Below are 17,207 nucleotides of genomic sequence, written 5' to 3'. Positions count from 1 at the left end.
TGGCGAGCCCGATAGGGGGCTTTTACGTCTGCTCGCGCCAAGCCTCAGGGCGTCGGTAGCCCCCCTGGCCTACTGTCGGTGACGTGAGCCAGCTTTCCTTCTTCACCGCAGAGTCGGTACCGCCCGCGGTCGCCGATCTTTCCGGGGTGCTGGCGGCCACAGGGCAGATCGTCCTGCTCGGCAGGGGAGCCGTTCAGGGCGCCGCCCAGGGGGCCCGGCTCTCGGTGGTCGTGGATCAACTCTGGCGGGCCGAGGCGCTGGCCGAGATGATCCGCGAGGCCGGGCTGGTACCCGAAATCAGCCGCACCGATGAGGACACCCCGTTGGTCCGGACGGCGGAGAGCCCCTCGTTGCGCACGATCGCGGCCGAGTGGACGCGCGGCGCGGTCAAGACGGTGCCCCCGCGCTGGCTGCCCGGGCCGCGGGAGCTGCGGGCCTGGACGCTGGCGGCCGGCAGCCCGGACGCCGACCGTTATCTGCTGGGCCTGGACCCGCACGCGCCGGACACGCACTCGCCCCTGGCGTCGGCTCTGATGCGGGTCGGCATTGCACCCACGTTGATCGGCACCCGCGGCGCCCGCCCGGCGCTGCGGATCAGCGGCCGACGACGACTATCGCGCCTGGTAGAGAACGTGGGGGAACCGCCCGACGGGGCGGACGCGTTAGCGCAGTGGCCGCGGGTTTGACGGTCCGCGAGTGCCCAGGTCGGGGCCGGTCGGTTTGCGCAGTCGCGCCCAATGGTGCGAAATTGTCAGTTGCCCGCGGGTAGAAGGAACGGCGGCGTGCCTGAAGTTGACCGGAATTAGCCGGAATTTCGGGAGCCGACCTGTCATTCTTCCTGCGGGGCGGTTCCGCCAGGGAACCGATACAGGAGATGGAGCGTAGGCGCAGGTGGCTGACCCTGAAACAAAATCTGCCCGCGGTGGCGGCAGAAACGGGAGCACCCGGCGACTGGTGATCGTCGAGTCGCCGACCAAGGCGCGCAAACTCGCCGGTTACCTGGGTTCCAACTACATCGTCGAGTCCTCCAGGGGCCACATCCGCGATCTGCCCCGCGCCGCCGCCGACGTGCCCGCAAAGTTCAAGTCCGAGCCGTGGGCCCGCCTCGGGGTCAATGTCGACGCCGACTTCGAGCCGCTCTACATCATCAGTCCCGAGAAGAAGAGCACCGTCACCGAGCTGAAGGGCCTGCTCAAGGACGTCGACGAGCTCTACCTGGCCACGGATGGTGACCGCGAGGGCGAGGCGATCGCCTGGCACCTGATGGAGACGCTCAAACCGCGCGTCCCGGTCAAGCGGATGGTCTTCCACGAGATCACCAAACCGGCCATCCTCGAGGCCGCCGACAACACCCGCGACCTCGACATCGACCTGGTCGACGCGCAGGAGACGCGCCGCATCCTGGACCGCTTGTACGGCTACGAAGTGAGCCCCGTGCTGTGGAAGAAGGTCGCCCCCAAGCTGTCGGCGGGCCGGGTGCAGTCGGTGGCCACCCGCATCATCGTGCAACGCGAACGCGACCGGATGGCGTTCCGCAGTGCCTCCTACTGGGACATCCTGGCCAAGCTGGACGCCAGCGTGTCCGACCCGCAGGCCCAGCCGCCCACCTTCAACGCCCGCCTGACCAGCGTGGATGGGCTGCGCGTGGCCACCGGTCGGGATTTCGACTCGCTGGGCCAATTGCGCAAGGCCGACGAGGTCGTGGTGCTCGACGAGGCCGTGGCCACCGAGTTGGCCGAAGGGCTGCGCGGCGCGCAGCTCGCGGTCGCTTCCGTCGAGGAGAAGCCCTACACCCGGCGGCCGTACGCGCCGTTCATGACGTCGACGCTGCAGCAGGAAGCCGGCCGCAAGCTGCGGTTCTCGTCGGAGCGGACGATGAGCATCGCCCAGCGGCTCTACGAGAACGGCTACATCACCTACATGCGTACCGACTCCACGACGTTGTCGGAGTCGGCGATCAACGCCGCGCGTACCCAGGCGCGCCAGCTGTACGGCGCGGAGTACGTGTCGCCGTCGCCGCGGCAGTTCACCCGCAAGGTCAAGAACGCCCAGGAGGCGCACGAGGCCATCCGGCCCGCGGGCGAGGCGTTCGCCACGCCGGACGCGGTGCGCCGCGAGCTCGACGGCGACGAGTTCCGGCTCTACGAGCTGATCTGGCAACGGACCGTGGCCTCGCAGATGGCCGACGCGCGCGGCACCACGCTGAGCCTGCGGATCAACGGTGAATCGGGTGGCCGCCCCGTGGTTTTGTCCGCGAGCGGCCGGACCCTGACCTTCCCGGGGTTCCTCAAGGCGTACGTGGAGACCGTCGACGAGCTCGCCGGCGGCGAAGCCGACGACGCGGAACGCCGGTTGCCCCAGCTCTCCGAGGGCCAGCGGCTGGACGCCGTCGAGCTCACCCCGGACGGCCACGCCACCAACCCGCCGGCCCGTTACACCGAGGCGTCGCTGGTGAAGGCCTTGGAGGAGTTGGGGATTGGGCGCCCGTCGACGTATTCGTCGATCATCAAGACGATCCAGGACCGCGGCTACGTCTACAAGAAGGGCAGCGCGCTGATCCCGTCGTGGGTTGCGTTCGCCGTAACCGGGTTGCTGGAGCAGCATTTCGGTCGGCTGGTCGACTACGACTTCACCGCCGCGATGGAAGACGAACTCGACGAGATCGCTTCCGGCAACGAGCGACGGACCAACTGGCTCAACAACTTCTACTTCGGCGGCGACCACGGTGTGCCCGACTCGGTGGCCCGCTCCGGCGGTCTGAAGCGGCTCGTGGGCGTCAACCTCGAAGGCATCGACGCGCGAGAAGTAAACTCCATCAAGCTGTTCGACGACGCTCAAGGCCGACCGATCTACGTTCGGGTGGGCAAGAACGGGCCCTACCTGGAACGGCTGGTGACCGGTGACGGCGGTGAGCCGACGCCGCAGCGGGCCAACCTGAACGACGCGATCACCCCCGACGAGCTGACGCTGGACGTGGCCGAGGAGCTGTTCGCCACCCCGCAGGAGGGGCGCGTGCTGGGTGTGGACCCGGCCACCGGCCACGAGATCGTCGCCAAGGACGGCCGTTACGGGCCGTACGTGACCGAGGTCCTGCCGCCGCCGCCCGACGACGGCGATGCCGCCGCGCCGGCGAAGAAGGGCAAGAAGCCGACCGGGCCCAAGCCGCGCACCGGCTCGCTGCTGCGCAGCATGGACCTGCAGACCGTGACGCTGGACGACGCGCTGAAGCTGCTGTCGCTGCCGCGGGTGGTCGGGGTGGACCCCGCTTCCGGCGACGAGATCACCGCGCAGAACGGCCGATATGGCCCATACCTGAAGCGCGGCACCGATTCTCGGTCGCTGGCAACCGAAGACCAGATGTTCACCATCACCCTCGAGGAAGCGCTGAAGATCTACGCGGAGCCCAAGCGTTCCGGGCGGACGAGCGCGTCGGCGCCGCCCCTGCGCGAGCTGGGCACCGACTCGGCGTCGGGCAAGCCGATGGTGATCAAGGACGGCCGGTTCGGGCCGTATGTCACCGACGGCGAGACCAACGCCAGCCTGCGCAAGGGCGACGACGTGCTGTCGATCACCGACGAGCGCGCCTCCGAACTGCTGGCCGACCGGCGCGCCCGCGGTCCGGCGAAGAAGACCGCGCGCAAGGCGCCCGCCAAGAAGACGACCGCGCGTAAGGCACCGGCGAAGAAGGCCGCCAAGCGCGGCTAGTGCGTTGGGCTGCCTGTGGCGCGTTGACTCTGCGCTGACGGCGGCTGCTACTCGCTCTTCTGCGCAGTAGTCGCAGACTCAACGAAGCGACGGGGTTTACCGGCGACGACCTCGCTGGGATCGGCGAGATTCAGCGGGCGGGCCAGCTGCGTCGGCGCGGCGCGGCCGCGTAGCTCGACGACCTCGCCGACGTCCCAGCACAGCGCCTCGGCGTCCAGCGCTCCGCTGACCGCGATCGCCGACGCCAGCACGTGGCCTTCCTCGAGCTTGGCCAGCTCGGTCAGCCGGGCGGCCTCGTTCACCGGGTCGCCGATCACGGTGTACTCGAAGCGGGCCTGCGCGCCGATGTGGCCGGCGATCGCCCTGCCCGCCGAGACCCCGATGCCGAACTCCGCCGAACCCAGCACCGGCAGCAGCTCGTCGTGCAGCTCACGCGCGGCCGAGAGCGCGGCGCCGGCGCCGTCGGGATGCTCGATCGGCGCCCCGAAGATGGCCAGCGCGGCGTCGCCCTGGAACTTGTTGACGAATCCGCCGTGCCGCCCGACCGTGTCCACGACGACCCGGAAGAACTCGTTGAGCAGGTGGACGACCTCGGCGGGCGGCCTGGTTGCGGCCAGCTGGGTGGAGCCGATCAGGTCCACGAACAGCACCGCGACGTCGCGCTCCCGCCCGCCCAGCTCGGTGCCGCGCTCCAGGGCGCGGCGCGCGACGTCTTCGCCGACGTAGCGACCGAACAGGTCGCGCAGCCGCTGCCGCTCGGACAGGTCGCGGACCATGTCGTTGAAGCCGGCCTGCAGCAGGCCCAGCTCGCTGGCGTCGTAGATCTGCATGTGCGCGTTGTAGTTGCCGCGCTGCACCTCCGACAGCGCCCAGCGCAGCTGACGCAGCGGATCGGCGATCGACATGGCCACCAGCAGGGTGCTGACCAGCCCGATGCCCAGCGCCGCCAGGGCCAGCAGCAGGATCGGATCGAACAGCTTCTCGGGTGTGGCGCGCAGCAGGGAGACCTTGTCGGCCACCACCGCGAGCACGATGGTCAGCAGCGGCACGGCCGTGGACAGCGTCCAGCTCAGCATCAGCCGCAGGATGACGCCCGGCGACTTGACGCTTTCCGGCACGCCGCTGCGCAGGGCCGCGACCGCCACCGGCCGCAGCACCCGCTCGGACTGCAGGTAGCCGATGATCGCGGTCGCGGTGGCACCCAGCGCGGTGGCGACCGCCACCACGGGCGCCGCGTACCGGGCGACCGACCAGCTGGCGATGATGAACACCGCGCCGCCGATGGCCCACGACGCCATGCTGATCAGCGTGCGGTAGAAGGGCATGCGCAGCGCGCGGGTGCGCGCCACCTCGCTGGCGGCCGGATCGGATTCCGCGAGCAGATTGTCACGCCGCTGCCAGCGGAAGACCGGCATCAGCAGGTTCAGGTTCACCACGAAGCCGGCGAGGAATATGACGATCAGCGAAGTGATGACCGTGACCAGGTTCAGCATGGGCAGGTCCTGCAGCTGGACGCGGTCCTGGGGCGGCAGTCCGTAGCGCAGGAAGCCGAGCACGAAGAGGGCGCCGATGATATCGGCCTGCAGCATGCTCAGCGAAAACACCGGCCACGGGGTGCGCACCACCCACCGGACGAACGCGCTGATCCGCCCGGGCAATGCCGCCTGGGTTGCCACCAAACCACCGTATCGGTCGGCAGGGACTTGTCGGAAACTTACAAGCGACTCGGCAAGTCGCGCGATCGTGCCGAAAGACCGCGAAAGATAACGGAATTGTCGCGAATTGGTGGCCGATCGGTATCTGTCGGTCGGTGTCACTACTGTTGCCGATGATGTCCGGAGTGTTTACGCGGCTGGTAGGTCAGGAGACCGTCGAGGCCGAGCTGCTTGCCGCCGCGCGCGCCGCGCGCGGTGATTCGGGTCACAGCGCGGTGGGCGACGGGAGTCTGACACATGCGTGGCTGATCACCGGCCCGCCGGGTTCCGGACGCTCGATCGCGGCGGTGTGCTTCGCGGCCGCGTTGCAGTGCACCTCCGCCGGGGAGCCGGGCTGCGGCGAGTGCCGGGCCTGCACGACGACCATGGCCGGCACCCACGCCGACGTGCGGCGGGTCATTCCCGACGGGCTGTCCATCGGCGTGGACGAGATGCGCGCGATCGTCCAGATCGCCTCGCGCCGCCCGACCACCGGGCACCGGCAGATCGTCGTGATCGAGGACGCCGACCGGTTGACCGAGGGCGCCGCGAACGCGCTGCTCAAGGTCGTCGAGGAACCGCCGCCGTCGACGGTGTTCCTGCTCTGCGCGCCGTCGGTGGATCCCGAGGACATCGCGGTCACGCTGCGGTCCCGGTGCCGGCACGTCGCGCTGGTGACGCCGTCGACCGAGGCGATCGCGCGGGTGCTGGTCGACAGCGACGGCCTGGACGCCAAGACGGCGAGCTGGGCGGCGTCGGTCAGCGGCGGCCACGTGGGCCGGGCTCGGCGGCTGGCCACCGACAGCGAGGCCCGTGCGCGACGGGAGCGGGCGCTGGGACTCGTGCGCGACGCCGTCGTCCCGGCGAAGGCCTACGCCGCCGCCGAAGACCTAGTCGCCGCCGCCGAAACCGAGGCGGTGGCGCTGACCGCCGACCGCGCCGAGGCCGAGACCGAGGAGCTGCGGACGGCGCTGGGGGCGGGCGGGACCGGTAAGGGCGCCGCGTCGGCCATGCGCGGCTCCGCCGGGGCGATCAAGGATTTGGAGCGACGGCAGAAGTCACGCCAGACGCGGGCCTCGCGTGATGCGCTGGACCGGGCGCTGGTCGACCTGGCGACATACTTCCGGGATGCGCTGCTGGTCGCTGCCGATGCGCGTGCGGTTCGGCCCAACCATCCCGACATGGCCGAGCGGGTCAGCGCGCTGGCTTCCCACGCCCCGCCGGACCGGCTGCTGCGCTGCATCGAGGCCGTTCTGGGCTGCCGGGAAGCGCTGGCCGTCAACGTGAAACCCAAGTTCGCCGTCGATGCTCTGGTGGCCGCGATTGGCCAGGAACTTGGGTGAGCCCGCCCGCCTGCCGTAGACTCGTGCCGCCCGCGAGGGCAGGCCGCCTTAGCTCAGTCGGTAGAGCGATTCACTCGTAATGAATAGGTCGGGAGTTCGATTCTCCCAGGCGGCTCTCATTTCTTGGCGTCGATGCGCAGTTGTTCGCGTTGAGTCTGCGTCTACTGCGCAAGACTTCGAGTGGGGGCCGCAGCCAGCGCAGAGTCAATGTGATGGGCGTGGGGCGCGGCGGCTGTCGGGAATTGAGTCTGCGTGTACTGCGCAAGAGTTCGAGTGGGGGCCGCAGCCAGCGCAGAGTCAATGTGATGGGCGTGGGGCGCGGCGGCTGTCGGGCATTGAGTCTGCGTGTACTGCGCAAGAGTTCGAGTGGGGGCCGCAGCCAGCGCAGAGTCAATGTGATGGGCATGGGGCGCGGCGGCCGCGAAGCTACACCAGCTCGGCGAGCATCGCGGCGGCGCGCGCGGCCCCGTCCGTCTCGACCGGGCGGAAGTTCGTCGTCGCGCCGAGCTCCTCGACGATCATGGCGGCCAGGCGGTCCGGGTCGCAGGCGCCGGCGTAGCGCATCGCCCGCCCGGCGCCGTACCGGTCGAGCCGGTGCCGCACGTGGATGTTCTGCTCGAAGTGGTGTTCCAGCGGCACGTAGATGAACGGGGTGCCGGCCGCGGTGAGCTCCATGCAGGTGCTCAACCCGCCCTGCACCACGGCCAGGTCGCAGGCGGCGAGATATTCGGTGAGGTCGGGCACGAAACCGCACACCCGCACGCCGGGCCGCCGCGGCAGCGAACCTGGGTCGATCCGCGGTCCGGTCACCACCAGCAAGCGCAACGAAGGTTCCCGTCGTCGCGCAAGAGCGGCCGCGTCGAGCACGCGGTGCAGCAGTGCCTCGCCGACGGCGGTGCCGCCGACGGTGACGACGCAGAACCGGTCGTCGGCGCCCAGTCCCAGCCGTCGGCGCACCGCGGCGCGTTCCGGCGCCGACGCCGGCATCCGGTCCGTCACGTAGCCGCAGAACCGGAAGTTCTGTCGCGTCCACTCGCGGATGTCCGGCAACCCGGGGCCGAACTCCTGGGACACCACGTCGTCGGGGTCGCCGACGAACACCGACACGTCACGCAGGCCGGGCAGGCGCGCGCGATGCTCGATCATCTCGGCGTTGTAGTCGGCGGTCAGTGCCGCCTCGCGTGCGCCGCCGTCGGGCATCGGCAGCCAGCCGACGAAGTCGGTGAGCCAGGCGAACGGGAACCGCTTGAGTTCGGGATTCTCGTGCAGGAAATAGTCGACCTCCCAGGCCTCGTCGGCGATGACCAGATCGGGGGGCTCGTCGCGGACGATCTCGCTGAACAGCATGAAGTTGGCGACCATGATCTCGTCCATCCGCCGGATCGCCTCGAACGCGTGCAGGTCGTGTTCGCCGGCCTCGGCCTCGACGTGTCGCGACTCGCCGAGCAGATGCGCCGCGGCCGGGTGCACCCGCTCGCCCGCGGCCTCCAACATCCGGGTGACCGGATCCTGCGACAGCCAGCTGATGTCGAGATCTGAACGAGCCGTGCGTAATTCGCCCGCGATCGCCAGGTCGCGACGGGCGTGGCCGAGTCCGATCGGGGAGGACAGATAGAGCACCCGCTTGCGCCGCGCCGAGGGAGCCCGCGGCGGCCGCGGCGTGGACGATGCGGTCACCGACTCCACGAACTCGCGGATCATCGTGTTGATCTGGACGGGTTTTCGTCCCGGCAGGCCATGGCCGGCGCCGTCGAACAGGGTCAGCTTCCCACCCGTCAGGCGCGCGAGTTCCTCGCCCACGTGCCAATGGCGGACGCGGTCGTCGGTGCCGTGTACGACGTGCACCGGGCAGCGCACCCGGCCCGCGAGCTCTTCCGTCGAGACCGCGGGCGGCCCGTCCAGATGCAGCCGGGCCGCCGTGGTGTCGATCAAGGTTTCGGCGTCGGTCTCGGCGGACCACCGCACCGAGTCTTCGATCTGCTTGGTCGAGTGCGGGTCGGAATACAGTTGCCTGAAAAAGAATTCGCGGAAATCCTGGACATCCCCGTCGCGCCAGTACTGCCGGGTGTGCTTCTGCCAGCTGCGCGGGTTTTCGATTTCGGCCAGCCAGCGCTGCAGCTCGCGTTCGGGCTTGGCGACCGCCAGCCCGCACGACGGGCCGATCGCGAAGACGCCCTGGGCCCGCTCCGGCTGACAGGCCGCGACGTGCACGGCCCACGTTGCGCCGCAAGAGTATCCGACCAGGACGGCGCGGTCGGTCGCCGTCGCGTCGAGCACCGCGACGGCGTCGGCGGCGTACTCCGCATCAGCGAAGGCGGCGGTGCCGCGCGGCCGTCCGGACAACCCGGACCCGCGGCCGTCGAAGGTGATCACCCGAAAGTGCCGGGACAGGAACGGAACCTGGGCCTTCCAGAACCGGGAGTCCACGATCGACCAGGTAGGAAACAGCAGCACGGTGACCGGCGCGTCACCGTAGACGTCGTAGTGCAGCGAAACCCCGTCGCGCACCGTGGCGCCGGACGCGTCCGGTGGACGCGCCCGGCGTTGCTCGGTTCGCATCAGCCCATCTTCGCGCGTTCAGGGCCGAACTTCGAACACGTTGTTGAAGGGGGTCTGGGCGGCCAGCCGGAACCGGGTGAAGCCCGCCGTGGTGACGACGTCCCTGATCCGCGCCGGACCCGCCTGGGTGCCCAGCGCCAGGCCCACCGGCTGGGCCAGCGACGACGGCGTGCACAGCAACGTCGAAAAGCCGTAGAAGGCGCGGCCGATCGGGTTGAGGTTGTCCTCGACGTGGTCGCCCGCCGCGGGCTCGACGATCATCCAGGTGCCGTCCTCGGCGATCACGTCGCGGACCCGGCGCGCGGCCCCGACGGGGTCGCCCATGTCGTGCAGGCAGTCGAACATGGTCACCAGGTCATAGGGACCGGTCGGGAGGTCCTGCGCCCCTACGGCTTCGAAGCCGACGTGCGGTTGCCCGGCTGCGCGCTCGCGTGCCGTCGCGATGGACGCGGCGTGCCCGTCGATGCCCAGGAACGTGCTGGCCGGGAACGACTCGGCCATCAAGACCGTCGACGCGCCGTGCCCACAGCCGACGTCGGCGACCTTGGCGCCGGAGCGCAGCTTGTCCACCACTCCGTCGAGCGCGGGCAGCCAGGCGTTGACCAGGTACGCGTTGTAGGTGGGGCGGAAGAACCGCTCGCAGCCCACGTGCACGTCGGGGTTGTGGTCGCCCCAGCCGACGCCGTCACCGGTGCGGGCGACGCCGATGATGCGGTCGGCGTCGGTGCTGGTGCCGTGCGCGATCTGGAACAGGCCGCCGACGAACGCGGGGCTGGATTCGTCGGTCAGCGCCACCGCGTGCTCGGGCGGCAGCTCGTAGCGGCCGGTGCCGGGTTCGTAGGTGACGAACGAACCGGCCGCCTGGGCGTTGAGCCACTCGCGGGCGTAGTGCTCGTCGGTGTCGGTGCGCTCGGCCAGCTCGGCCGGGGTGCTGGCGCCGTGGTCGGCCAGGCTGCGGTAGTAGCCCAGCTTGTCGCCCATCACCACCAGCGCGCAGTTCAGGGCCGCGCCGGCTTCTTCCACCGCGCGGAACACGAAGGCCATCAGCTTGTCCGGGTCAACCGGCGGTGCCGCGGGGTCGTCGAGTGCTGTCATGTGGGTGCTCCTTTGAGTCGAGGTGCACTCACCGTGGCACCGACGGGGGCCCCGGCGAATCCGGTGCCCCACCTAGCTTTTTGCGCGGCGAGTTGCGCCGAGACTTAACCCACTGCGACCCCTGACGGCGTGTCGTGTGCGTGGTTTAAGTGTCGCGAAGGAGGGGGCGGGGTGGTGAGCGCCGCCGTACCATCGCATTCATGCTGGTCGGCCGCGAATCTGAGCAGCGGCAACTGGCCGAGATGCTGGCCGCGGCGCGCGTGCACCAGAGCGGTGTGCTGGTGCTGCGCGGCGAGGCCGGCATCGGCAAGACCGCCCTGCTCGACGACACCGCCGCCGCGGCGGGCGAAATGCGGGTGCTGCGCATCTCGGGCAGCGAACAGGAATCCGGATTGGGCTTCGCAGGCCTGCAGCAGTTGCTGTCGCCCGCCCTGCCGCTGCTGGGGCGCATCCCGCAACCGCAGCGTGACGCCCTGGCGGTCGCCCTCATGCTGCGCGACGGCCCGGCGCCGGAGCGATTCGCCGTCTGCGTGGGTGCGCTCAGCCTGATCAGCCGCTTCGCGGAGGAGCGGCCGCTGTTGGTGTTGGTCGACGACGCGCACCTGCTGGACCTGCCGTCGGCCGAGGCCGTGCTATTCATCGCGCGCCGGCTGGTGGCCGACCCGATCGCGTTGTTGATATCGCTGCGCCCGGAACCCGATGCGCTGCTGTACGACTCGGGCCTGCGGGCGCTGGAGTTGGCCGGCCTGGACCGGGCCGCGGCCGGTGTGTTGCTCGCGGCGGCCGCGGGCGGGACGGCGGGCGCCGAGCTGACCGCGCGGTTGCATCAGCTGACCGCGGGCAATCCGCTGGCCCTCATCGAGCTGGCCGGCGACACGGATCGCCTGCACCACCTCAGCCGCCAAGCGCCCGAGCTGCCGATGCCGGTCACCGAAACCATCGCCCGCACCTTCGCCCGGCGGGTGTCGACGCTGCCGGAGCCGGCGCAGCGCGTCTTGCTGCTGACCGCCGTCGCCGACGGCGACCTGTCGGTGACCGCACGCGCCGCCGCCGCGCTCGACACCCGCATCGAGTCCCTGGCCGACGCGGAAGGCGTTGGGCTGCTGCGGCTTCGGGCCGGACGCGCCGAGTTCCGGCACCCGCTGGTGCGATCCGCGGTCTACTCGGTGGCGGCGCCCGAGGAACGACGGGCCGCGCACCGCGCGGTGGCGGCGGCATTGCCGGAGTCGTCGGCCGATCGCCGCTCGTGGCACCTGAGCGAGGCGTGCGTCGGGCCCGACGACACCGTCGCCGACATGCTGGCCGCCTCGGCCGAAACCGCCCGCGCGCGGGGGGCTTACGGCACCGCGGCGATCGGGCTCGCGCGCAGCGCCGAGCTCACCACGGCGCACGAACCGCGTGGCTTCCGGCTGTTCCGGGCGGGTGAGTCCGCCTGGCTCGCGGGTCGCATCGACACCGCCGACGAGTTCCTCGGCGCCGCGGAGAGGCTGGTCACGGACACCGCGACGCTGGCGGAAATCGACGAAACCCGAGGCAATCTCGCGCTGCGCACGGGTTCGCTGCGCGACGCGCACGCGGTGCTGTCCCGCTCGGCGGAGCGGGCCGCGGGATCCGATCCCGACGCCGCGGTCCGGCTGTTCGCCGACGCCGTCAGCGCCTGCTTCTACCTGTGCGACGCCGCCGCGGCGACCTCGGCCGCCGACCGCATCGAAAGGCTGCTGGACAACTGCCGGTCCGACGTCGCCCGAATCCGCGGGCAGATGGCGGTCGGGATGGCGCGGGTGCTGGCGGGACACCAAGGCATGCACTGGATTCGCGCCGCGGTCGAGTCGATGACCGAGGACCCCCAGCGTTTCGACGATCCGCGCCGGCCGGACCTGCCCGTGATCGGCCCGCTGTTCCTGCGCGAGTCGCGGGCCGGGCGGGAACTGATCGGGCGCGTCGTCGCCGAACAGCGGGCCAAGACCGCGCTGGGCGCGCTGCCCAATCTGCTCTTCCACATGGGCCGCGACGACGCCACCACCGACCGCTGGGCTTCGGCGCTCGGCGAATTCGACGAGGGCATCACGCTGGCCACCGAGACCGGGCAGACCACCGATCTCGCCGTCACACGGGCCGGGCTGGCCTGGCTGCAGGCCCGGATGGGCCGCGCCGAGGAATGCCGCCGCAACTGCGAGCACGCGCTCGCGCTGGCCGCGAGCCATCAGATCGTGCTGGCCGAACTGTGGGCCCGGTTCGCCCTCGGCGACCTCAGCCTGGCCGCCGGGGACGCCGCCGCCGCGGTGCAACGATTCACGGAGCTAACCGAAACCATGAGCCGTATCGGGTTCAACGACGTCGACCTCGCGCCCGGGCCGGAACTCGTGGAAGCCCAGGTACGACGGGGCGACCTGGTCGGCGCCGCGGCGTCGGCCGCCGACTACCAGCGCCGGGCGCAGCAGAAGGGTCAGCCCTGGGCGCTGGCGCGGGCGCAGCGCGCGACGGCCCTGGTCAACCCCGACGCGGACAAACGGAACACGTTGTTCGAGAACGCGATTCAGCTCCACGAGGGCAGCCTGGACGTGTACGAGGAGGCCCGGACGCGGCTGGCCTTCGGTGCGTCGCTGCGCCGCGACAAGAGCCGGGCGGCCGCGCGTCCACACCTGCGTGCGGCGCTGCGGCAGTTCGAGCGACTCGGTGCCCGCCCGTGGGCCGATCTGGCCGCGTCGGAACTGGACGCGACGGGTGAGCGGGCGCGGCGCAGCGGCGACGACCAGCTGGCCGCGCTCACGTCGCAGGAGATCCATATCGCGCAGCTGCTGGGCGCCGGGCGGACCACGAAAGAGACCGCGGCCGCGCTGTTTCTGAGCCCCAAGACCGTCGAGTACCACCTGCGGCACATCTACCAGAAGCTGGGCATCCGCTCGCGCGGCGAGCTGAGCGCCATCGTGGCCGACACCCGCTAACCCCGGGGCTGCCGAGGCGCGCCATCACGCCGGCTCGAGCAGCCCCACCGGACCCGACGCGATGCACAGCGACAGCGCCGCGGTGTTGACCTGCGCGGTGATCGAATTGCCGGCACCGGGCAGCCGCGCGAACACCCGGTTGAGTCCCGGGTGCACCGGGACCCGGACCTCGGGCCCCTCGGACAGCGAGAGCGTCACCGAGCCGTCGCTGTTGGCCAGGTAGTTGAGCTCGATGGTCCAGTCGGCCGGCAGCAGCGGGCCGTCGAGGGCCATCCGTACCGGCGCGTCCTGCTGCACGAAGTAGCCGCATTGCGCGACCGGCCCCGGCACGATCGTGCGGATCCAGCTCACCTTCGCGTCGACCACCCGGCCGGAACGGTCGATCATCCGTAGCTTGGTTGTGGCCGTGTCGAATTCGGGTCTGTCCCGCAGCAGGGCGAACATATGGCTGGCCAGGTTCTCGGGGTAGACGATCCGCGCCAGTATCAGCGGATCGACCTCCTGGTCCAGCAGCGGCGCGTTGGACGTCGCCCGCGCGGCCGCCAGGCCCGCTCGCGCATTCTTCAGGTACGGCTGGGCGACGTTGTCGCGCCAGCTGGTCAGAAACGTCGCCGTCGAATAGAGGCTGCTGACCAGAAACGCCAGCGCCGCAACGACGGTCACCGCCGTACGGGCGCGCGAGGCGTCCAGCCAGCCCGCCGCCGGCCGGTTGGGCGCGGTGAACGCCACGGCGGCCAGCAGCGCCAGCACGACGACCAGGTCGGGCAGGTATCGCAGCGTCTGGGCCAACTCCAGGGCGGTGAACCGCGACGACCGCATCAGGTAGATCGGCACCTGGCAGGCGACCGTGTAGCCGACCGCCGTCAGCCACACGGGCCCGATCCGTTGTTTGCGCGCCAACGACACCGCCAGCACCGCGGCGAACACCAGCCAGCCCAGCGCCATCACCAGCGGCGGGGGCACGGCCCACGGCGACGCAGGAGCCCAGCGGCCCCACACCCACGGCCCCCCGGCCAGGCCCGGCATGACGCCGTGCGTGATGGACCGGGCCAGCAGGTCCCACGTCATCCTCAGGTCGCCGGTCCAGCGCTTCTGGTTGACGACGGCCAGGTACAGCGCTATCCAGCCGACGGTCAGGATCAGCGACGACACCCACAGCCGCATCCCCTTCAGCCACGCGGTGCGCAGGGCTGCGCCGTCGCCGGCGACGTGGTAGAGCAGCGCCACCACCGCGAACGCCACGAACGGGATGACCGCGGCCTTCTCGAAGAACAGCAGCCCACCAAGGTAGGCCAGCACGCCCGTCGCCGCGTAGCGCTGGTTGCCGGTCCGGGCCAGCAGCACGGCGTCCCCGGTCACCCAGGCCAGCGCCGCCAGCATCGGCAGCGAGTTCAGCGCCGCCGCCCACCACGCGTATGCCGGCACGGCCATCGGCGTGAACAGGGCAAACGTCAACGGAATCAGCAGCACCGGACGCCAGCCGAGGATCACGTACAGCGCGCGCAGCAACGCGAGCGAGGCCAGCACCTGCAGTACCACCAGGCTGATCGCCGGCCCGATCCAGTTCAGCGGCGCCAGCCGGGTGATCGCGCCGGCCACCAGGAACGCCCCCGGCATCAGGTGGCCGTCATGGTCGTCGAGCAGGTACGACGGCGACAGCGGGTTCTGGGTGCCGGCCTTGCCGACCAGGATCAGGTCATCCCAGTAGAAATAGCCGTCGAACGCCAGCACCGCCCGGATCACCAGCTGCGCCACCACCAGCGCGGCCGCCACCATGGCAACCCGGGGAACCCGACGTACCCGGGAGGCGGCGGTCAGCATGGTTCTTTCTTACCGGTCGGTATGGTGGGCCGGTGCGCGCACTGGTCACCGGAGCAGCCGGATTCATCGGGTCGACGTTGGTCGATCGCCTGCTGGCGGACGGCCACACCGTGGTCGGCCTGGACAATTTCGCCACCGGCCGAGCCACCAACATCGAGCATCTGGCCGACAACCCCGCGCACGTCTTTGTCGAGGCGGACATCGTTACCTCGGACCTGGACGCCATCCTCGGCGAACACCAGCCCGAGGTGGTGTTCCACCTGGCCGCCCAGATCGACGTCCGGCGTTCGGTGGCCAACCCGCAGTTCGATGCGTCGGTCAACGTCATCGGCACCGTCCGCCTCGCCGAGGCGGCCCGCAGCAACGGCGTCCGCAAGGTCGTGCACACGTCGTCGGGTGGGTCCATCTACGGCACGCCGACGCAGTTCCCGACCAGCGAAAACGTGCCCACCGACCCCGCGTCGCCGTACGCGGCCGGCAAGGTGGCCGGCGAGATCTACCTGAACACGTTCCGCCACCTCTACGGCCTGGACTGCTCGCACATCGCGCCCGCCAACGTGTACGGCCCGCGCCAGGACCCGCACGGCGAGGCGGGCGTGGTGGCGATCTTCGCGCAGGCGCTGCTGTCGGGGAAGACCACCAAGGTGTTCGGCGACGGCAGCAACACCCGCGACTACGTGTTCGTCGGCGACGTGGTGGACGCGTTCGTGCGGGCTTCGGGGGAAGCCGGCGGCGGGCAGCGGTTCAACATCGGCACCGGCATCGAGACCTCGGATCGGCAACTGCACACCGTGGTGGCGGCGGCCGTCGGGGGACCCGACGATCCGGAGTTCCATCCGCCGCGGCTGGGCGACCTGAAGCGCTCCTGCCTGGACATCGGTCTGGCCGAACGCGTTCTGGGCTGGCGGCCGCAGGTCCCGCTCGACGAAGGCGTCCGCCGGACGGTCGACTACTTCCGGCGGCTGCACGCCGGCTAGCGCTCAGCCCTCCTGCGGTGGCTGCGCGCCCTCGATCGCGACGGCGCGGGCCAGCCGCGCGTAGCGCAGCTCTAGGTCCTTGAACCGCATGTACGTGCTCAGCGTGGTGAAGCTGAACGCCATGACCAGCGCGTAGAGCATCAGGTCGGTGCCGCGGCCGATCCCGAACCAGTGGGCCACCACGGTGGTGTCGTAGGGCCGCAGTACGGCGTAGATGCCGGCGAACACGAACAACACGTAGCCGACCTTGACCCAGGCGCGGGACCGGGCGTTGCGCCGCGACCGCAGCAGATAGACCAGCAGCGCCATGATCGAACCGATCAACAAAACCTGGATCCAGTTCACCTGGGCATCCTTCCTCGCAAAAACCCGTCGAAAATGATGTTGACGCCGTTGAGGAGGGGTTGTCCCTTCGACTTCGAGTACTCGGTGTACAGCACTTCGACGGGTTCCTCAACCACGCGCCAGTTGTGCTCGGCGATCAGCATGACGATCTCGTTGGCGTGGCTCATCCCGCTCATGGTGATGTCCAGCGCGTCGGCCACCTTCTTGTTGAACACCCGCAGGCCGTTGTTGGTGTCGGTCAGGCCCAGCCGCCGGCCACGCCGGCTCAGCTTGGCGGCGGTGCGCAGCACGATCCGCTTCACGAACGGCGGCCGGCTCGCGTCCGAACCCCCGAACCGCGTGCCGATGACGATGTCGGCATCGCCAGACTCCAAGCGCTCCACCATGACGGCCAGGTCCTTGACCCGGTGCTGACCGTCGGCGTCGAACGTGGCGAACACGCGCGCACCCGGCTGCCTGCGGGCGTACTCCACGCCGGTCTGGATGGCCGCGCCCTGGCCGACGTTGATCGGATGGCGCACCAGGTGGGCGCCGGCACGCGCGGCGATCTCGCCGGTGCCGTCGCTGCTGCCGTCGTCCACACAGACGACATGGTCGAACACCGAGCGCAGATCGGCGATGACCTCACCGATGACGGCGGCTTCGTTGAATGCGGGAACGACGATCCAGACGTCGGGGTAATGCGTTTCAGTCACCATTTATGCACCACAAGGTACACGTCTG

At 70.3% G+C, this 17,207-nt stretch carries 11 protein-coding genes and 1 tRNA gene; 6 read left to right on the top strand and 6 right to left on the bottom strand.

Going from position 1 to position 17,207, the window contains the following annotated elements; genetic code table 11:
- Positions 1 to 83 precede the first annotated feature (83 nt).
- Positions 84 to 686: a hypothetical protein gene (locus tag AC5Y5V_RS28945; RefSeq protein WP_499942139.1), complete on the top strand. Its 603-nt coding sequence runs from the start codon at positions 84 to 86 to the stop codon at positions 684 to 686.
- Positions 687 to 891: 205 nt separating this feature from the next.
- Positions 892 to 3,705, top strand: a complete 2,814-nt coding sequence (topA, locus tag AC5Y5V_RS28940; RefSeq protein ID WP_499942136.1) for a type I DNA topoisomerase — start codon at positions 892 to 894, stop codon at positions 3,703 to 3,705.
- A gap of 47 nt (positions 3,706 to 3,752) precedes the next feature.
- Here topA and AC5Y5V_RS28935 read toward each other — a convergent pair whose 3' ends face one another.
- Positions 3,753 to 5,447, bottom strand: a complete 1,695-nt coding sequence (locus tag AC5Y5V_RS28935) for an adenylate/guanylate cyclase domain-containing protein (protein ID WP_499942147.1) — start codon at positions 5,445 to 5,447, stop codon at positions 3,753 to 3,755.
- An 89-nt stretch (positions 5,448 to 5,536) separates the two neighbouring features.
- Between AC5Y5V_RS28935 and AC5Y5V_RS28930 the strand changes: the two genes are divergently transcribed.
- The gene (locus tag AC5Y5V_RS28930) at positions 5,537 to 6,742 is read left to right on the top strand and encodes a DNA polymerase III subunit delta' (protein WP_499942134.1); all 1,206 of its coding nucleotides are present in this window, start codon (positions 5,537 to 5,539) and stop codon (positions 6,740 to 6,742) included.
- A gap of 42 nt (positions 6,743 to 6,784) precedes the next feature.
- Positions 6,785 to 6,857, top strand: a tRNA-Thr gene (locus tag AC5Y5V_RS28925).
- 311 nt (positions 6,858 to 7,168) lie between these two features.
- Here the strand turns inward: AC5Y5V_RS28925 and AC5Y5V_RS28920 are convergent.
- Together AC5Y5V_RS28920 and AC5Y5V_RS28915 are read right to left on the bottom strand one after the other, a co-directional pair.
- Positions 7,169 to 9,301 carry an alpha/beta hydrolase gene (locus AC5Y5V_RS28920; protein WP_499942132.1) on the bottom strand — a complete coding sequence of 711 codons (2,133 nt, stop codon included), beginning with the start codon at positions 9,299 to 9,301 and terminating at the stop codon, positions 7,169 to 7,171.
- An 18-nt stretch (positions 9,302 to 9,319) separates the two neighbouring features.
- Positions 9,320 to 10,396 (bottom strand): class I SAM-dependent methyltransferase, encoded by a 1,077-nt coding sequence (locus AC5Y5V_RS28915; protein ID WP_499942130.1) that lies wholly within the window; start codon positions 10,394 to 10,396, stop codon positions 9,320 to 9,322.
- Positions 10,397 to 10,596: 200 nt separating this feature from the next.
- Here AC5Y5V_RS28915 and AC5Y5V_RS28910 point away from each other — a divergent pair, with 200 nt between their 5' ends.
- Positions 10,597 to 13,341, top strand: a complete 2,745-nt coding sequence (locus AC5Y5V_RS28910) for an AAA family ATPase (RefSeq protein ID WP_499942128.1) — start codon at positions 10,597 to 10,599, stop codon at positions 13,339 to 13,341.
- Between the two features lie 24 nt (positions 13,342 to 13,365).
- Here AC5Y5V_RS28910 and AC5Y5V_RS28905 read toward each other — a convergent pair whose 3' ends face one another.
- Complete coding sequence (locus tag AC5Y5V_RS28905; protein WP_499942125.1) at positions 13,366 to 15,162, bottom strand: hypothetical protein; 1,797 nt, start codon at positions 15,160 to 15,162, stop codon at positions 13,366 to 13,368.
- Between the two features lie 32 nt (positions 15,163 to 15,194).
- Between AC5Y5V_RS28905 and AC5Y5V_RS28900 the strand changes: the two genes are divergently transcribed.
- The gene (locus tag AC5Y5V_RS28900; protein ID WP_499942123.1) at positions 15,195 to 16,139 is read left to right on the top strand and encodes an NAD-dependent epimerase/dehydratase family protein; all 945 of its coding nucleotides are present in this window, start codon (positions 15,195 to 15,197) and stop codon (positions 16,137 to 16,139) included.
- 3 nt (positions 16,140 to 16,142) lie between these two features.
- On the opposite strand, the gene AC5Y5V_RS28895 is transcribed toward AC5Y5V_RS28900, so the two are convergent.
- Together AC5Y5V_RS28895 and ppgS are read right to left on the bottom strand one after the other, a co-directional pair.
- Positions 16,143 to 16,484: a DUF2304 domain-containing protein gene (locus AC5Y5V_RS28895; RefSeq protein WP_499942121.1), complete on the bottom strand. Its 342-nt coding sequence runs from the start codon at positions 16,482 to 16,484 to the stop codon at positions 16,143 to 16,145.
- The gene (gene ppgS / locus AC5Y5V_RS28890) at positions 16,481 to 17,182 is read right to left on the bottom strand and encodes a polyprenyl-phospho-N-acetylgalactosaminyl synthase PpgS (protein ID WP_499942119.1); all 702 of its coding nucleotides are present in this window, start codon (positions 17,180 to 17,182) and stop codon (positions 16,481 to 16,483) included. The genes AC5Y5V_RS28895 and ppgS overlap by 4 nt, the downstream gene beginning before the upstream one ends.
- Positions 17,183 to 17,207 lie beyond the last annotated feature (25 nt).

Source organism: Mycobacterium sp. NGS68, assembly GCF_059812195.1.
Note: the sequence above shows the minus strand (reverse complement) of the source record. Positions and strands in the feature narration are given on the sequence as shown.

Coding starts and splice junctions, on each gene's coding strand:
- AC5Y5V_RS28930 (WP_499942134.1), top strand. CDS start 5,537: ATGTCCGGAGTGTTTACGCGGCTGGTAGGTCAGGAGACCGTCGAGGCC.
- AC5Y5V_RS28920 (WP_499942132.1), bottom strand. CDS start 9,301: ATGCGAACCGAGCAACGCCGGGCGCGTCCACCGGACGCGTCCGGCGCC.
- AC5Y5V_RS28915 (WP_499942130.1), bottom strand. CDS start 10,396: ATGACAGCACTCGACGACCCCGCGGCACCGCCGGTTGACCCGGACAAG.
- AC5Y5V_RS28910 (WP_499942128.1), top strand. CDS start 10,597: ATGCTGGTCGGCCGCGAATCTGAGCAGCGGCAACTGGCCGAGATGCTG.
- AC5Y5V_RS28905 (WP_499942125.1), bottom strand. CDS start 15,162: ATGCTGACCGCCGCCTCCCGGGTACGTCGGGTTCCCCGGGTTGCCATG.
- ppgS (WP_499942119.1), bottom strand. CDS start 17,182: ATGGTGACTGAAACGCATTACCCCGACGTCTGGATCGTCGTTCCCGCA.